Origin of the sequence: Kitasatospora phosalacinea (assembly GCF_000717185.1) — a bacterium.
Taxonomy (GTDB): Bacteria; Actinomycetota; Actinomycetes; order Streptomycetales; family Streptomycetaceae; genus Kitasatospora; species Kitasatospora phosalacinea_A.
Map to the genome: position 1 here is coordinate 14355 of NZ_JNYE01000098.1, position 15513 is coordinate 29867.

Annotated in this window: 14 protein-coding genes and 1 pseudogene; 7 read left to right on the forward strand and 8 right to left on the reverse strand. The window is 76.1% G+C overall.

The window, feature by feature from the left end:
• Positions 1 to 72: 72 nt before the first annotated feature.
• Complete coding sequence (locus tag OO57_RS30920) at positions 73 to 564, reverse strand: hypothetical protein (RefSeq protein ID WP_033256039.1); 492 nt, start codon at positions 562 to 564, stop codon at positions 73 to 75.
• A gap of 154 nt (positions 565 to 718) precedes the next feature.
• Between OO57_RS30920 and OO57_RS30925 the strand changes: the two genes are divergently transcribed.
• The 4 genes from OO57_RS30925 (at position 719) to OO57_RS30940 (ending at position 5432) form a co-directional block, all read left to right on the forward strand.
• Positions 719 to 1246: a PadR family transcriptional regulator gene (locus OO57_RS30925; RefSeq protein WP_033256040.1), complete on the forward strand. Its 528-nt coding sequence runs from the start codon at positions 719 to 721 to the stop codon at positions 1244 to 1246.
• Positions 1243 to 1929, forward strand: a complete 687-nt coding sequence (locus tag OO57_RS30930; protein ID WP_033256041.1) for an ABC transporter ATP-binding protein — start codon at positions 1243 to 1245, stop codon at positions 1927 to 1929. The genes OO57_RS30925 and OO57_RS30930 overlap by 4 nt, the downstream gene beginning before the upstream one ends.
• Positions 1926 to 4196: an FtsX-like permease family protein gene (locus OO57_RS30935; protein WP_033256042.1), complete on the forward strand. Its 2271-nt coding sequence runs from the start codon at positions 1926 to 1928 to the stop codon at positions 4194 to 4196. Before OO57_RS30930 ends, OO57_RS30935 begins: the two co-directional genes overlap by 4 nt.
• A gap of 636 nt (positions 4197 to 4832) precedes the next feature.
• Entirely contained in the window at positions 4833 to 5432 is a 600-nt protein-coding gene (locus tag OO57_RS30940; RefSeq protein ID WP_033256043.1) for a hypothetical protein, read from the forward strand.
• A gap of 163 nt (positions 5433 to 5595) precedes the next feature.
• Here the strand turns inward: OO57_RS30940 and OO57_RS30945 are convergent, their stop codons facing one another.
• Positions 5596 to 6270, reverse strand: coding sequence for a lysoplasmalogenase (locus OO57_RS30945; protein WP_033256044.1), 675 nt, complete (start codon positions 6268 to 6270; stop codon positions 5596 to 5598).
• Positions 6267 to 7145: a sterol desaturase family protein gene (locus OO57_RS30950; RefSeq protein ID WP_051778463.1), complete on the reverse strand. Its 879-nt coding sequence runs from the start codon at positions 7143 to 7145 to the stop codon at positions 6267 to 6269. Before OO57_RS30950 ends, OO57_RS30945 begins: the two co-directional genes overlap by 4 nt.
• 89 nt (positions 7146 to 7234) lie before the next feature.
• Here OO57_RS30950 and OO57_RS44255 point away from each other — a divergent pair, with 89 nt between their 5' ends.
• Positions 7235 to 8677: a DUF2398 family protein gene (locus OO57_RS44255; protein ID WP_158715286.1), complete on the forward strand. Its 1443-nt coding sequence runs from the start codon at positions 7235 to 7237 to the stop codon at positions 8675 to 8677.
• A 156-nt stretch (positions 8678 to 8833) separates the two neighbouring features.
• Here the strand turns inward: OO57_RS44255 and OO57_RS30960 are convergent, their stop codons facing one another.
• From OO57_RS30960 to OO57_RS30980, 5 genes are all read right to left on the reverse strand, one after another.
• Positions 8834 to 9049: a cold-shock protein gene (locus OO57_RS30960; RefSeq protein ID WP_033256045.1), complete on the reverse strand. Its 216-nt coding sequence runs from the start codon at positions 9047 to 9049 to the stop codon at positions 8834 to 8836.
• A gap of 68 nt (positions 9050 to 9117) precedes the next feature.
• Entirely contained in the window at positions 9118 to 9306 is a 189-nt protein-coding gene (locus tag OO57_RS30965) for a hypothetical protein (RefSeq protein ID WP_033256046.1), read from the reverse strand.
• Positions 9307 to 9694: 388 nt separating this feature from the next.
• A complete protein-coding gene (locus tag OO57_RS30970; RefSeq protein ID WP_033256047.1) occupies positions 9695 to 11338 on the reverse strand; it encodes a BCCT family transporter in 1644 nt (547 codons plus the stop codon).
• An 87-nt stretch (positions 11339 to 11425) separates the two neighbouring features.
• Positions 11426 to 12055, reverse strand: a complete 630-nt coding sequence (locus OO57_RS30975) for a TetR/AcrR family transcriptional regulator (RefSeq protein ID WP_033256054.1) — start codon at positions 12053 to 12055, stop codon at positions 11426 to 11428.
• A gap of 48 nt (positions 12056 to 12103) precedes the next feature.
• Positions 12104 to 13048, reverse strand: a complete 945-nt coding sequence (locus tag OO57_RS30980; protein WP_033256048.1) for an acyl-CoA thioesterase — start codon at positions 13046 to 13048, stop codon at positions 12104 to 12106.
• A 142-nt stretch (positions 13049 to 13190) separates the two neighbouring features.
• Between OO57_RS30980 and OO57_RS30985 the strand changes: the two genes are divergently transcribed.
• Together OO57_RS30985 and OO57_RS44260 are read left to right on the forward strand one after the other, a co-directional pair.
• Positions 13191 to 14558 (forward strand): SWIM zinc finger family protein, encoded by a 1368-nt coding sequence (locus OO57_RS30985; protein ID WP_033256049.1) that lies wholly within the window; start codon positions 13191 to 13193, stop codon positions 14556 to 14558.
• Positions 14555 to 15513 (forward strand): annotated as a pseudogene (locus OO57_RS44260) (hypothetical protein); the annotation flags it as partial. The gene OO57_RS30985 and the pseudogene OO57_RS44260, both read left to right, overlap by 4 nt.

Genomic DNA, 15513 nt, shown 5'->3' on the forward strand with positions numbered 1-15513 from the left:
CGGCGGTGCACCGCGGCGGCCGGCACCCGCCCGATCCGTTCGAGCCGCGCCGTTCTCGCCGTTCCTCCGGTGTCAGGACAGGGGGGCGAGGAGGAGCTCCGAGAGGAGGTCCGGTAGCAGCGGGTTCTCGACGGCGTCCTCGAGGCCTCCCCAGGCGAACACCGCGGTGGCGAACACCCGCAGCCGGTCGGGCTCGGACAGCTCCCAGACGCCCGACCGGCCGCGGCCCACCGACCGTCCGTCCTCGAGCAGTTCGGTGCGCACCAGGCCGCGGCGGACGAAGCGCAGGGTGCGCCCGCCGACCTCGAACTGCACGTAGCGGCGGGAGCGCAGCAGGTGGCGGGTGCGTGCGGTGACACGTGCCTCCGCGCCCTCGAAGTCGGCCGCCAGTCCGCCGCGGCGGGCCGCCCTGACGGCGTGGCGGCCGGGCACGAACTGGAGCAGCCCGCCGAGCGGGCGGCCGTCGAGCTCCAGCCGCCAGTCCCGTCGGCCCTGGGTCCGGAAGCTGATCTCGATCTTCTCCGGGGAGCGGTGCAACACCAGCTCGCCGAGCGGTGTCTTCATCGCCGTCGTTTCGCTCCTGCGGAGCGCCGTGAACTCCATGCCGTCCCGCCCTGTTGCCGGAAAACCCCAGGTGGAGGGTAGTGGGCGGAGGGTCGTCCGTCAGTACTCTCCGAGTGTATAGACGTGGAGTGTACGCGCGGCGTAGGCTCCTGCCATGAGCGTTTCACTCACCCTGCTCGGGCTCCTCGAACGCGAGCCCAGCCACGGCTACGACCTCAAGCGCGACTACGACGCCTTCTTCGGCCGCGGGAAGCCGCTGCCCTTCGGCCAGGTGTACGCGACCCTCGGGCGGCTCGCCCGGGACGGCAAGGTGGTGGTCGGCGACCCCGAGGCCGGCGACGGGCCGGACCGCAAGCGGTACGTGATCACCGAGGCCGGGGCCACCGAGTTCGAGGACTGGCTGAGCGAACCGGTCGCCGCCGAACCCCACCTGCAGACCGTGCTGTTCAGCAAGGTCGTGCTCGCCCTGATGCTCGGCCGCGACGCCGAGCGCTACCTCGACACCCAGCGCGCCGCCCACCTGAAGCGGATGCGCGAACTCACCGAGGTCAAGCGCTCCGGCAGCCTGGTCGACGCCCTGCTCGCCGACCACGGCCTGTTCCACCTGGAGTCCGACCTGCGCTGGATCGACCTCACCGCCGCCCGCCTGGACGCCCTCGCCGCGGAGGTGACCGCGCGATGACCGCCCCCCTGCTCGAGGCCCGCGGCGTCACCCTCTCCTTCGGCGAGACCCCCGCCCTGCGCGGCGCCGACCTGGCCGTCGACGCCGGGGAGGTCCTCGCCGTGATGGGCCCCTCCGGCTCCGGCAAGTCCACCCTGCTGCACTGCCTGGCCGGCATCCTCGCCCCCGACGGCGGCGAGGTCCACTTCGACGGCCGCCGGATCGACCGCCTCGGCGAACAGGAGCGCAGCACCCTGCGCCGCGACAGCTTCGGCTTCGTCTTCCAGTTCGGCCAGCTCGTCCCCGAGCTGAGCGCCGAGGAGAACGTCGCCCTGCCGCTGCTGCTCGGCGGCGCCAGGCGCGCCGACGCGCTGGCCCGGGCCCGCGCCTGGTTCCCGAAGCTCGGCCTGGACGGGCTGGAGCGCCGCCGCTCCGGCGAGCTCTCCGGCGGCCAGGCCCAGCGCGTCGCCCTGGCCCGCGGCCTGGTCGCCGAGCCCCGCGTCCTGTTCGCCGACGAACCCACCGGCGCGCTCGACTCGCTCACCGGCGAACACGTGATGGACCTGCTGGTCGACTCCGCCCGCAGCCAGGGCACCACCGTCGTCCTGGTCACCCACGAGGCCAGGATCGCCGCCTACGCCGACCGCGAGACCATCGTCCGCGACGGCCGCGCCACCTCGCTGACCGGACGGGCCGCCCGGTGATCCGCCTCGGCCTGCGCCTCGCCGTCAGCGGCGGCCGCGACGCGTGGCTGCGCCTGCTGGTCACCGCCGCCGCCGTCGCCGTCGGCGTCGGACTGCTGTTCACCACCCTCGCGGCCGTCAATGCCGTGCACGCCCAGAACGACCGCTACGCCTGGTTCAACACCGGTCTCACCGCCGGGGCCCGGGCCGCCGTCCCCGCCGATCGGGAGGCCGCGGAGGACGGCGGGAACGCGCCGATGTGGTGGCTGACCCGGCGCGACAGCTTCCAGGGCAAGGAGATCGGCCGGGTAGACGTCGCGCTCACCGGCGCCTCCGCCGCGCTCGCGCCCGGGGTGGACCGGATGCCCGCCGACGGCGAGTACTACCTGTCGCCCGCCCTGGCGGAACTGGTCGACGCCACGCCCCCGGAACAGCTCGCCGACCGCTTCGGCGGCCACCGGATCGGCATCCTCGGCAAGGACGCGCTGCCCGCCCCCGACAGCCTGGTCGCGCTGGTCGGCCGAGCCCCGCAGGCCCTCCGGGAGACGGAGGGCGCCGCGCTGGTGGACCGGATCGCCAGCACCTCGCCCGACCGGTGCGCGGACTGCGCGGTCGGCATCACGTCCAACGGCGCCGCGCTGATCCTGACCGTCGCCACCGGCGCGCTGGTCTTCCCGGTGCTGATCCTGATCGGCACCGCCACCCGGCTGACCGCCACCCAGCGCGAACGCCGCTTCGCCGCGATGCGGCTGGTCGGGGCCACGCCCCGGCAGGTCTCGGTGGTCTCCGCCGTCGAGGCCGTCGCGGCCGCCGCGGCGGGCGTGCTGCTCGGCTTCCTGCCCTACCTCGCGGTGCGCGGCGCGGTCGCCGGAAGGTCGCTGACCGGAGCCCGGTTCTTCACCGCCGACCTCAGCCTGACGCCCCTCCAGATCGCGGCCGTCGCCCTGGGCGTCCCGCTGGCGGCCGCCGTCACCGCCCGGATCGCGCTGCGCCGGGTGCGGATCTCCCCGCTCGGGGTCAGCCGCCGGGTCACCCCGAAGCCGCCCCGGGCCTGGCGGGTGGCGCCGCTGCTGGCCGGGCTCGTCGAACTGGTGGTCTTCCTGGCCTGGCACCCGTCCTCGGTGCAGGGCCAGACCCGCGGCTACCTCTCCGCGTTCGGCCTGATCATGCTGGGCCTGGTGCTGTCCGGCCCCTGGCTGACCGGCCGGGCCGCCGCCCTGCTGGCCCGGCGCACCCAGCGTCCGGCCACCCTGATCGCGGCCCGCCGGCTCGCCGACAACCCGACCGCCGGGTTCCGCGCCGTCAGCGGCCTGGTGCTGGCCCTGCTGGTGATGACCGCGACGATCGGGATCATCACCACGATGACCGCCGAACGCGGACGCCCCGAGGGCGGACGGCAGTTCGACAACGTGCTGGTCAACGACCTCGGCGGCGGCTACACCCCGGACGGGCACGTCGAGCGGGCCGGTCGCCCCGTCCCGCCCGCACTGGTCGACGGCCTGCTCGCCGTCCCGGGCGTGCGCGGCGTGCTGCCGGTGCACCCGATCGGCAAGATCGTGCCGATCGACGCCGGCGGGGAGACCGAGGCCGCCCAGACGGTGGACTGCCGACAGCTGGAGGCCGTCCGGGCCTTCGGCCACTGCGAGCCCGGCGCGGCGACCGCGTACGTGCCGTACGTCTGGGCCGGCTTCCGCGACTACTCCGCCGTCGCGTGGCCCGCCGCCCCGTACACCGCCGAACAGGCGGCGGCGCTCCCGGTGGTGAAGGTGGTGGTCGGCACCGACGGCTCGCAGGCCGCCGTCGAACGGGCCCGGACGATGGTGGACACCGCGTACCCGGCGCTCCGGCAGTCGCTGACGCTGGCGGAGGGGATGAAGCTGTCCGGCGGCGAGCTGAAGGGCTACCAGCAGCTCGCCGGCGTGGTGATCCTGGCGACCTTCCCGATCGCGGGCTGCAGCCTGGCGGTCAGCGTGGCCGCCGCGCTCGGCGAGCGCAAGCGGCCGTTCAGCCTGCTGCGGCTCAGCGGGGTGCCGCTGGCGATGCTGCGGCGGGTGGTGCTGATGGAGTCCGCGGTGCCGCTGCTGGCGGTCTCGGCGGTGGCGATCGGCACCGGACTGCTGGCCGCCGACCTGTTCCTGCGCTCCCAGCTCCAGTACACGCTGCACCCGCTCGGCACCGGCTACTACCTGGCGGTCGCGGGCGGGCTCGCCGCCGCACTCGCGGTCATCGGCGCCACCCTGCCGCTGCTGCGCCGGATCACCGGGCCGGAGACCGCCCGCAACGAGTAGCCCCTCCCGGGGAGGGACCGGTCGGACCGGAGGGCGCGCCCGCGACGGGCGGGCCCTTCCGGCGCTCCGGCCGCGGGACGGGGGCGGGAGGCGGGAGGCGGGGGCGTTCGCGGGGAGCCGGCCGCCGGTGGCGCCGGTCCGCGTGCGCGGTTCGCCGGGCGGGGCGGCGGGCGGGGCGGCGGGCCCTGCTCCGGTGGGCGGCGGGCGGGGCGTCGGCGGTCCTGGCGGTCCTGGGCCGCGTCGTGCGGGCCAACTGCCGTCGGGCGCCCGCCTGCCCTTCCGGACGTTGCCGGGGTCGGGGTCGCCCGGTGCGCGGCTGGTCGGGCCGGGGAGGGCGCGCCTTGCAGGGGCGGGCGGCGGCCGTGGGTCCGTGGCGGGCGGGCCGTCCGCGGTCCGGTCGGTCCGGCGGGGCCCGGCTCGCGCGGGCCGGGTGCCGTCCGGTGTCCGGCCGTTCCTCGTCGGCTCTTCGCGGGGCGGGGCGGGGCCGCAGGTCGTTCGGGGGCGGAGCATCGATCGGACCCGAACGGCCTTGCGAGTTGGCCGGGGCGGGCGGTGCTGCCTAGCGTGGTCGGCAACCGGGAGTAGCGGCCCGATCACGCGGCCGCTGCCCCAACCCCGACCCCCTGGAGGTACGGCATGCGCCCGACGCGCACCGCCGCCGCCGCACTGCTCGGCACCACCGTCCTGCTCGGCCTGGCCGGCACCGCCCCCGCGTCCGCGAAGGGCAGCGAACCCGCCTGGGTCTCTCCCGCGCAGGCCCAGCCCGGGCAGTCGGTCTCGGTCAGTGTCACGTGCGCGAGCAGCACGGAGAAGACCGTCACCGCGACCTCGCTGGCCTTCGCCGGCGGCTCCACCACGCTCCGCGTGGGCCCCGACGGGAAGTACTCGGGCAGCGCCACCGTCATCTCCGAACAGGAGATGGCCGTGGCCGCCGCCAAGCGCACCACCACCGACTCGTCCTGGGGCATCGACGGCAAGTGCCCCAACGGGGACGGCTTCGTCGGCGCGGTCGCCATCGCGGTCGCCGGTACCAGCGGCACCAGCAGCGGCGCGGCCGCCGGGGCGGGCGTCTGGGAGGGCGCCCGGCTCCCGCAGGGCGGGGTGGAGACCGGCCTGGGCGGCTCGGTCGGCGTGAACGGCGCCCGGCTGGCCGTCGGCGCCGGGCTGGTCGCGTCCGGCGTCGGCGGGTTCTGGCTGCTGCGCCGCCGCGGTGCGGCCGCCGGCCGGACCTCCTGAGCGGCCGTCCGGTACGCGCCCACCGTACCCGGCAGGCCGCGCGTCCCACGCGGCCGACGGCAGCGGGAAGGGCGGCACCCCCAGGGGTGCCGCCCTTCTCGCGCGCTCGGGAGCCGACGTCCAGGAGCGGGCGTGCGGGAGCCGGCGGCCTCGGTCGGCGTCCTCAGGAGTCGGTGCGTGCCACGCCGCCGGTGCGCTCCAGGGTGCCGATCGTCAGCAGGTACTGGCCGGCCAGGTACGTCGCCATGATCAGGAAGCCGTGCGCGGGCAGGTGCCGCCAGTCCGCCAGGTCGGTGGCGATCAGGGTGTCGGAGAACAGGAACAGCGCCCCGCCCAGCCCCGCCGGCACGTTGACCTGCGAGGCGGTCACCGCGGTGGAGGCCAGCAGCAGGCTGTAGAGCGCCACCGGGACGCGCATCCCCGCGTCCAGGTCCGGCCAGAGCAGGACGATCAGCGCCGCCCAGACCACCGCGTAGCAGCCCGCGACCAGCAGCACCCGGCGCCGGTCGGCCAGCGCGCCCAGCTTCACGAACATCGTCACGTAGCAGACGTGGCCCGCCGCGAACGAGCCCATCCCGGCCAGGAACGCCACCGTCCCGCCGATCTCCAGCAGGATGTCGCCGCCCGCGCCGAACAGCAGCGCGGGCACCAGCAGCCGCGGCGTGCCGGGCGCGGCGAGGGCCCAGACCCAGGCGGCCAGCAGCGGCATCAGCAGCGGCTTGGTGGAGTACTGCAGGGGCCCGATCCCGAAGGCGATCGCCAGCAGGTGCGCGGCCGAGACGACGGTGAAGGCGATCAGCAGGGCCCGCGCGGTGCGCGGGTCGCGAAGGGCGGTCATGCGGCGGCACTCTCCGGTCCGGTGGCAGTGGTGGTCTCGGTGCGGGGCGCGGGGTGCCAGCCGGGCCCCTCCGTCAGGTGGCGCAGCCGGTCGCCCCAGGTGCTCGCTCCCCGTATGTCCCGGGCGATCGAGGCGTACTCGTGGGTGGCGACCCGCAGCGGGTTGAAGGTGTCGATGTTCTTGGTCAGGCCGTACACCGGGCGTTCGGCCTCGGCCGCGAAGGAGCCGAACAGCCGGTCGAAGACGATCAGGATGCCGCCGAAGTTGCGGTCCAGGTAGCCGCCCTGCGAGGCGTGGTGGACCCGGTGGTGCGAGGGGGTGTTGAACAGGTACTCGACGGGGCGGGGCAGCTTGCCGATCCGCTCGGTGTGGATCCAGAACTGGTACACCAGGTTCGCCGAGGAGCAGAACGCCAGCGCCGCCGGGTGGACGCCCGCCAGGACCATCGGCACGTAGAACACCCAGCTGGTGGCCGAGGTCCAGGGCTGGCGCAGCGCCGTCGACAGGTTGTAGTGGCGGCTGGAGTGGTGCACCACGTGACAGGCCCACAGGATCCGGACCACGTGGTGGCCGCGGTGCGACCAGTAGTAGAAGAAGTCCTGGGCGAGCAGCATCAGCGGCACCGTCCACCACAGCACCGGGACGCGCAGCGGCGTCAACTCGTACAGGAACGAGTAGACCGCCACGACCGGGATCTTCCACCCGGCGTCGAACAGCAGCGAACCCAGGCCCATGGTCAGGCTCGTCGCGGTGTCCTTCGCGGCGTACCCCTGCTCCTCCTCGTCCGGATGGAAGCGGTACGAGACGATCTCCAGGACGGTGAGCAGCACGAAGGCCGGTATCGACCAGAGCACGACATCGGGCAGGTGTGGCATGCCCGGAACCCTAGGGGACGGCGGCGACCAGCGGAAGAGGTTGTTACCGGCGCGTAGCGGGCGGTGCGGCGTCTAGGCTTGGCACCGACATGGAGCGGCAGCGAGCAGCCGTCGGCGCCGTCACGGCGACCGGCGGGACGGGGACGGGGCGCACGGGGACGGGGCGTGCGGGCGGGGCCGGACGGCCCGTCGCCCAGGCACGCCCGGGAGCCCGCGCAGCCGCCCGCCCCGAGGGCGAACCCGCCGCGGCCGCCGAGGAGTTGGCCGCCCGCTTCGCCGCCGCCGAACCCGCCGAGGCCGACCTGCTGGCCACCGCCGTGTTCGGCGCGTACGGCGCCCGGCACCTCGGCGGCGCACCCCGGCAGGCCGAACCTGCCCCCGGCACCAGCTGGTGGCACGGGCCCACCGTCCACCACAGCACCTCGCCGCTGTTCCGGCCGCTCGGCTACCGCCGGATACGCCGCGAAGCCCCCGCCCAGGCCGCCGCCCGCCCCACCGGCGGCGGCCGCCACCGCAAGCCCGAGCACCCCGCCGCCACCGGCGACCTCGCCGCCGCCACCGAACTGCGCACCGCCGCCCGGCTCCTGATGGCCCACCCGCTGGTCACCGCCGACGGACCGCACGGCGCCGGGCTCCCGCTGATCCGCCGTCACGCCGAAGCACTCACCGAACGCTTCCGCACCCTGCTCGGCTACCGCCTCACCCTCGGCCCCGCCCACGCCCGCCTGCACAAGGCCCCGCTGCCCGGCCGCCCGCTCCCCGGCCTCGACCCCGCCGGGTACGCCGCCCTCGCCCGCGCCCTGGCCGGCGCCCCCGCCCCGCCCCCCGTCCGCGCCCTGCTCGACGACTGGCGCCCGCCCGCCGCCCTCGCCGCCGACCTGCTCACCGCGCCCCCGCTGCCCGCCGCCGACCCCGAGGTCACCGTCCGCCGCCTGCTCGCCGAGACCCCCGTCGTCCTGTACGACGACCTCGCGCCCGCCGCCCGCGCCCACCTGCTCGCCGCCGCCCCCGCCGAGACGGAACGGTTCGCCGACTTCCTCGGCCTCACCGCCGAGGTCCGCGCCGAGGGCGTCGCCCTGCTCGACCCCGCCGACGAACTCACCGACCTCGCCCTCCCCGGCCCCGGCACCCTCGCCCAGGCCGCCCTGCTGCTCGCCGAACGCCTCGCCGAGGACCTCCGCCCCGCCGACACCGAGACCGCCCCGCCCGCCGTCCTCGTCCCCGACGCGCTCATCGACGGCACCCTCGGCGACATCACCGACGACTACGGCATGAGCGCCGGATGGGACGCGGGCTACCTCGCCGACCTCGCCGCCTTCCGCCGCGACGCGCTCGACCTCCTCCACCGGATGGGCCTCGCCGCCCCCGCGGGCCGCACCTGGCTGCTCCGCGCCCCCGCCGCCCGCTACGCCCCCCGCGCCGAACCCGGACCCCCCACCGGCGGCGGCCGCCACTCCCGCCCGGCGGGCGGCGCACCGGCGGTTCCGGCGGTTCCGGCAGCGGGGCGGGGGCGGGGGCGGCAGGTGGTGTGAGAAGGGAAGAGGGGAGCGGGGAACGAGGAGAGGACGGGGCGGGGGAGGAGCGGGCGGCTCGCCGTTCCCGCCCGGCGGGCGGCGTACTGGCGGTTCCGGCGGCGGGGCGCGTGCCGGTGGCCCCCCGGGGGCGGGTGCTCGGGGCGGAGGGGTCCGTCAGTAGGTGAGCGGGCGGACGTGCTCGGCGACCGGGCGGAACTCCTGGACGGTTCCGTCGTAGCGGACGCGCTGGCCCTGGTGCAGGAAGCGGTGGGCGTCGGTGTCGGCGACGACCGAGTCGTAGTAGACGGCGACGTCCGGGCCGCCGCCGTCCGGGGTGATGTAGCCGTAGGCGTGGTGGACGTCGAACCACTTCACGGTGCCGGTCTGCATGGCGGGGCTCCCTTCGGGCCGCTCCCCCCAGTATCGGCCGGGCCGCGGGCGCCCACCACCCGTTCGGCTCAGCGCCCGGCCGGGGCCGCGGCCCGCGCGGGCCCGTCCTGGTGGCGGACGGTATCCACGGTCGCGCCGACGCCGAGCGAACCCAGGGCGACGGAGGCCGCGACGGCGGCGCAGGCGAGCAGGCGGCGGTGTCGGCGGGGCAGCGGGAAGCGCGGGTCCCGGGCCGGCGGGAGGGAGCGGGCGTTCATGGCACCGATCGTGGCAGCGGGGTGTTACGCGGTCACGAAACGCGGGTGAAGTCTGGAAGGGGTCTCGGCGTCGGAACCTCCGCCCCCGCATCCCCGCAGGTCGAACCGCTGATCGTCGACGCGCGTAGTAGCCGTAGCCGTAGCAGCCGCAGCGGCCCGGGCGGCGGGGCCGGGTCCGTAGGGGGCGGCGGCGGGCGCGGGCGGATGACGGCCGTCCGCGCCCGCCGTTCGGCGTGGGCCCGACACGGACCAGCCTGCCACCGCCGCCGGGCGGCCGGGACCTTGACGAACCCTTGGTAAAGGTCCGGGAGTTGGCGCCCTAGCCAGGCGCCGCACGGGGAAGCGGGCCGCCGCCGGGCCGCGGCGGGGCGGCGGGGCGGCGGCGGGTTCACTCCTGCGGGCGAGACCGGTCGGGGTACTCCTCGCCGACGCTCGCGCCGACCGCGTCGCGCAGGCCGTGCGAGGGGTGGGCGCGGGGGCCGCCCGCGGCGGGGTCGGTGCGCAGCTCGCGGACCAGGGCCACGCACAGGCCCAGCATCACCAGCACGAACGGGAGCGCGACCAGGATCGTGGCGTTCTGCAGCGCCGTCAGCCCGCCCGCCAGCAGCAGCGCGGCGGCCACCGCCGCCATCAGCACGCCCCAGGCCACCACCAGCCAGGTGCGCGGGTGCAGGGCGCCGCCGGAGGAGAGCGAGCCGAGCACCAGGGAGGCCGAGTCGGCGGAGGTGATGAAGTACAGCATCACCAGCAGCACCGCGATCACGCTGGTGACCGCGCCCAGCGGCAGCGCCTCCAGCATCTCGAACAGTCCGGCGTCCGCGCCGCGCGGGATGGTCGCGACCAGGTCGGCCGCGCCGGTCGCCTGCAGCCGGATCGCCGAGCCGCCCATCACCACGAACCACACCGCCGTCGCCCCGCTGGGCACCAGCAGCACGCCGACCAGGAACTGGCGGACCGTCCGGCCCCGGGAGATCCGGGCGATGAAGGTGCCGACGAACGGCGCCCAGGACAGCCACCACGCCCAGTAGAAGACCGTCCAGGAGCCCAGCCAGTCCTCGTCCGTGAAGGCCCCGGTCTGGGTGGCCATCACCGCCAGGTCGGACAGGTAGCCGCCGACCGTCGCGGGCAGCGCGTCCAGCACGAAGACCGTCGGGCCGACCACGAACACGAACACCATCAGCACGCAGGCCAGCACCACGCTGGTGGTCGACAGCCACTTCACGCCCCGGTGCACGCCCGACATCGCGGACAGCACGAACGCGCTGCCCAGCGCCGCGATCACCACCAGCTCGACGCCCTCGGTGGCCCGGATGTCGGTGACGTAGCCCAGGCCGCCCGCGACCTGGATCGCGCCCAGGCCCAGGCTGGTCGCCGAGCCGAACACCGTCGCGAACACCGACAGCAGGTCGATCAGCCGCCCCTTCCAGCCGTTCGCCCCGCGCTCGCCGATCAGCGGCACGAACGCCGCCGACATCCGGTTGCCCCGGCCCTTGCGGAAGGTGGTGTACGCCAGCGCCAGGCCGCCCACCGCGTAGATCGCCCACGGGTGCAGCGTCCAGTGGAACAGCGAGAACTCCAGCGCCTGTTGCGCCGCCGCCGGGGTCTGCGGCTCCAGCCCCGAGCCCGGCTGCGGCTGCGCGTACAACTGCAGCGGCTCGCCGACGCCGTAGAACAGCAGGCCGATGCCCATCCCGGCGGAGAACATCATCGCGATCCAGGCCAGCGTGGAGAACTCCGGCTGCTCGCCGTCCCGGCCCAGCGGGATCCGGCCGTACCGGCTGACCGCCAGCACCACCGCGAGCAGCAGGAACACGTCCGCGGCGACCACGAACAGCCAGCCGAAGTTGTGCAGCACCCAGGCCAGCGCGGCGTCCGAGGCCCGGCCCAGCGAGTCCTCCGCGAACACGCCCCAGGCCACCACCCCCAGCACGGCGGCCGCGCCGACCCCGAACACCACCCGGTCGATCGGGAAGGCGTCCTGGTCCGGCGCGGGGGGCTGACGGTCCGTCGGGGGCACAGCAGATGTGGACATAACCGGAACTATCCCCACGATCCGGCGCGCGGACCGGCGCGGCACGCCGGAACCGGGCGGGGCCGGAGGGGGGCCGGACGGGGCGGCTCAGGAGGACAGCGGCGCCGGCGGCTCGTACGGGGTCAGCACCAGCCGGACCATCTCCTCCAGCCGGGTGCGGGCGTCGTCCAGCGTGGTCCGCCCCGTCACCCAGGCCGTCAACTCGCCCTGCCAGGCGTGCCCCACCATGTGCCGCACCAAGTCCCCGGAGGCCGGCGGGACCTCCGGCATCACCGCCCCCAGCGCCGCCCGGTCCGCCCGGGCCAGGCCCTGCAGCGCCTCACTGGCGAACGGGTCCGTGGACGTCGCCACCGCCACCCGCAGCCGGGCCAGCTCCGGCTGCCGCTGGTAGGCCCGCATCCCCCGCCGCACGAACCGCACCGCCCGCTCGGTCGGCGAGGCGCTGCGCCCCGCCCCCACCTCGCCGACCAGGTCGGCGAGCAGCAGCCGGTGCCAGTCCGCTATCGCGGCGGCGAGCAGGTGGTCCTTCGACGAGAAGTACCGGTAAGCGGTACCGAGGGCCACGCCAGAACGCTCCGACACCTGTTTCATCTGGAGCCGTTCCACGCCGATCTCGGTCACCAGGGCCAGGGCGGCGGACAGGAGGGAGCCGCGGCGTTCGAGCTGACGGGGGGACATCGCCTCCACCGGACGAGGTGACAGGTCAACCTTGGTCACCCGAACCATGATACGGGGCGGCCCCTCGGCGCGGTACGACGCGAGAGGTCACCGGTGGGTGACGACCGCCCCCCGGCCCGTGCCGGGGCGCTTCGGGCGCAGCTCGCGCAGCAGGGTCTCCTGGACGGCGGAGGCCACCAGCGCCCCGTCCCGGTCGTAGAACTCGCCCATCGCCAGGCCCCGGCCGTCCGACGCGGACGGGCTGCGCTGCGCGAACAGCAGCCACTCGTCGGCGCGGAACGGGCGGTGGAACCACATCGCGTGGTCCAGCGAGGCCAGGGAGACCCGGGGCTCCTCGACCCGGTGCACCCGGTGCGGCTGCAGGTGCAGCGCCGCGGTGGAGGCCAGCGTCAGGTCGGAGAGGTACGTCAGCGCGCAGACCTGCAGCAGCGGGTCGTCCCCGGGCAGCGGCCGGTCCGTCCGCAGCCAGACGAACTGCTGCGGGGCGCCCGGCACTTCCGGCGGCAGGCCGGGCGCACCGGCCGGGACGAAGCGCATCTGCAGGGCGCGGAAGACGGCCGCGTTCGCGAACTCCTCCGGGGCGTCCCGCTCCCAGGCCAGGTACGGGTCCGGCAGTTCCTCCGGGCCCGGCACCGGCGGCATCGTGCGCTGCCGGTCGTCCGCCGCCTCCGGGCGCTTGAACGAGGCCGCCATGGTGAAGATCACCTCGCCGCGCTGCACCGCCGTCACCCGCCGGGTCGCGTACGAGCTGCCGTCCCGGGCCCGGTCCACCTGGTAGACGATCGGACGGCGCGGGTCGCCCGGCCGCAGGAAGTACCCGTGCAGGCTGTGCACCCCGCGGCCCGCCGCCACCGTGCGCCCGGCCGAGGTCAGCGCCTGGGCCGCGACCTGCCCGCCGAAGGCGCGCAGCGGGGCGCCCGCGTGGCAGTGGCCCCGGAACAGGTTCTCCTCCAGCTCCTCGATGCCGAGCAGGTCCGCGAAGGAACGCAGGCCGGAGGGGCGGTCGGGCGTCGGGACGGTGGGGGCGGTCACCGGCTCATGCTAGAACACGTTGCAGTGGGCGGCTCCTGTGGTGCCCGTCACGCGGGAGCGGCCCGCGCGGCGCCCAGCGGCCCCCACCGCCCCCGCCGCAGCCCCAGCGGCCCTGTCGGCGGCGGAGGTTAGCGTTCCGCCCATGACCCCGGCCGTTCACGCCCTGCGCTACCTGCAGCCCTCCGCGCTCCGCCCCCACCGGCTGGACCTCGCCACCAGCGGTGGCGCCACCCCGCACAGCGCGGCCGACCACCCCCGGTTCTTCACCGGTGCGCTGCGCCACCCCGACGCCGCGGCCGCCGCCCTGCTCGCCGTCGCCGACGTCGCCGCCACCCGCTACCACCGGCCCACCGGCGCCGCCTCGCTCGACCCCGTGGTCACCGCCGACGGCGACCGGCTGCGCTTCGAGTCCTTCTCCGGCTGCGGCGGCGTGCACGCCCGGCTCGACGTCCTGCCCGAGGGCCTCGACGGCGCCGCCACCGGCCACGGCACCACCAACGTCGACGTCAACGCCCCGCTGCGCGAGGCGCTGCGTCTGCGTGCTCCCGGCGAACGGCTGCAACTCGCCGTCGGCGCCGAGGAGATGGCCGTCGCGGTCGGCGCCGACACCCTGGTCGAACGCAAGGTCCCGCTGCCCGCCCGCTGGCTCAAGGGCTTCGCCGAGACCCAGGTCCTCACCGCCCGCTTCGACCTGCGCGCCGACCTGCCCGCCGCCGAGGCCGTCCGTTTCCTGCGCACCCTCCCGGCCACCGGCCGCGGCACCGTCCGCTGGGTCGTCCCGGCCGGGCCGGGCCTGCGCCCCACCTCCCGGCCCGGCCCCGGTGCGATCTGCCTGCCCGGCCCCGAACGCCTCGCCGCGCTGCGCCCGCTGCTGCGCCACGCCACCGGCCTGCGCGTCTACGCCCCGCCCGGCACCCCCGGCGGACCCACCGCCTCGGCCTGGGAACTCGGCCTTCCCGGCGGCCGGTTGACCCTCACCCTGTCGCCCGACAGCTCCCGCGGCTTCTCCGGCGAGGGCGGCCTGCTCGACCTGCTCGCCGACCCCGCGGGCACGCCCACCGGCACGGAGGAGGACGTCGAGGCGCTCACCGCCCTGCTCGCCTGGGACCCGCGGATCGAACCCGCCGACCTCGCCGAGGACTCCGGCCTGACCCCCGACCGTGTCCGCACCGCCCTCGCCCACCTCGCCACCTCCGGCCAGATCGGCTACGACCTCGCCGAAGCCGCCCACTTCCACCGCCGCCTCCCCTACGAGAGCGGCCGCGCCGAGGACCGCAACCCCCGGCTGCGCTCCGCCCGCGCCCTGCTCGCCGCCGACGCCGTCGGCCCGGCCGTCGGGGACGTCCGGATCGTCACCGTCGGCGACCACGCCCACCACGTCCGGGTCGCCGCCGACGGCGCCGCCCTCGGCTGCACCTGCCGCTGGTGGGCCCGCCACCGCGGCGGCCGCGGGCCGTGCAGCCACGTGCTCGCGGTCCGGATGACGACGGACGGGGAGGCGCAGCGGTGAGCACCGAGGACCTCGTGACCGCGATCCGCGCGGGCGACCTCCCCGCGGTCGCCCGCCTCGTCGAGGCGATGCCGGACGCCCGGCGCCGGGCCGAACTGCCCCGGCTCAAGCAGCTGCGCCGCGAACTGCGCGACAGCGCGACCTCCCGCGCCGGGGCGGCCACCGCCCTGCTGATCGCCGGGGCCGTCTGCCACAGCGCCCCCGCCGAGGCCGCCGACTGGCTGGCCCGCGGCGAGATCGACGGTGCCGCCGGCTGGGACCGCCCGCCGCTGATCGACCTCCTGCACGCGCAACCCGAGGACTGGCAGCGGGAAGTGGGCCTCCGGCTGGCCCGCCGCCGCGCCGGCCGGGCCGACGGGTGGGGCTCGATGGCGCTCTTCGGCGTCGCCGAGCACCTGCTGCGCCGCACCGGCACCCCGCCGCCCGCCGAACCGACCCTGACCGTCGACTGGATGCGTGACCGCAGTTTTCCCCGCTTCTGGAGCGCCCTCACCGTCCTGTCGCCCGACACCGACCTCTACACCCGCCTGCGCGCCGACAGCTTCACCCCCGTCCTGGCCCCGCTGGTCTTCGACGGCCCCACCGCCCTGTGGTTCGACCGCCCCCGCGGCGCCAGGGCCGACACCGAACGCTGGCCCACCGTCCTCACCATGCTCACCGCCGACGGCACGATCGACCGCGCCTCCTTCCTGGCCCGCGGCTTCGCCCGACTGGCCCGCGGCGGCGCCGTCGGCGAACAGCGCACCTACCTGGACCTGGTGACCAGGCTGGAACCCGTGACGGGTGAACTGGCTGTCAATCGGCGGGCGTTGTTGGCGATGTTGGACGGGGATTCGGTGGTGGCGCGGCCGGAGAAGAAGTTGGTGCGGGTGTTGTTGGGGTGGTTGGAGCGGGTGGGGGGGGGTGGTCGGGTGGGGGTGGCGTTGCGGGCGGTGGCGGGGTGTCTGGGGCATCC

Coding starts and splice junctions, on each gene's coding strand:
- OO57_RS30920 (WP_033256039.1), bottom strand. CDS start 564: ATGAAGACACCGCTCGGCGAGCTGGTGTTGCACCGCTCCCCGGAGAAG.
- OO57_RS30925 (WP_033256040.1), top strand. CDS start 719: ATGAGCGTTTCACTCACCCTGCTCGGGCTCCTCGAACGCGAGCCCAGC.
- OO57_RS30930 (WP_033256041.1), top strand. CDS start 1,243: ATGACCGCCCCCCTGCTCGAGGCCCGCGGCGTCACCCTCTCCTTCGGC.
- OO57_RS30940 (WP_033256043.1), top strand. CDS start 4,833: ATGCGCCCGACGCGCACCGCCGCCGCCGCACTGCTCGGCACCACCGTC.
- OO57_RS30945 (WP_033256044.1), bottom strand. CDS start 6,270: ATGACCGCCCTTCGCGACCCGCGCACCGCGCGGGCCCTGCTGATCGCC.
- OO57_RS30950 (WP_051778463.1), bottom strand. CDS start 7,145: ATGCCACACCTGCCCGATGTCGTGCTCTGGTCGATACCGGCCTTCGTG.
- OO57_RS44255 (WP_158715286.1), top strand. CDS start 7,235: ATGGAGCGGCAGCGAGCAGCCGTCGGCGCCGTCACGGCGACCGGCGGG.
- OO57_RS30960 (WP_033256045.1), bottom strand. CDS start 9,049: ATGCAGACCGGCACCGTGAAGTGGTTCGACGTCCACCACGCCTACGGC.
- OO57_RS30965 (WP_033256046.1), bottom strand. CDS start 9,306: ATGAACGCCCGCTCCCTCCCGCCGGCCCGGGACCCGCGCTTCCCGCTG.
- OO57_RS30970 (WP_033256047.1), bottom strand. CDS start 11,338: ATGTCCACATCTGCTGTGCCCCCGACGGACCGTCAGCCCCCCGCGCCG.
- OO57_RS30985 (WP_033256049.1), top strand. CDS start 13,191: ATGACCCCGGCCGTTCACGCCCTGCGCTACCTGCAGCCCTCCGCGCTC.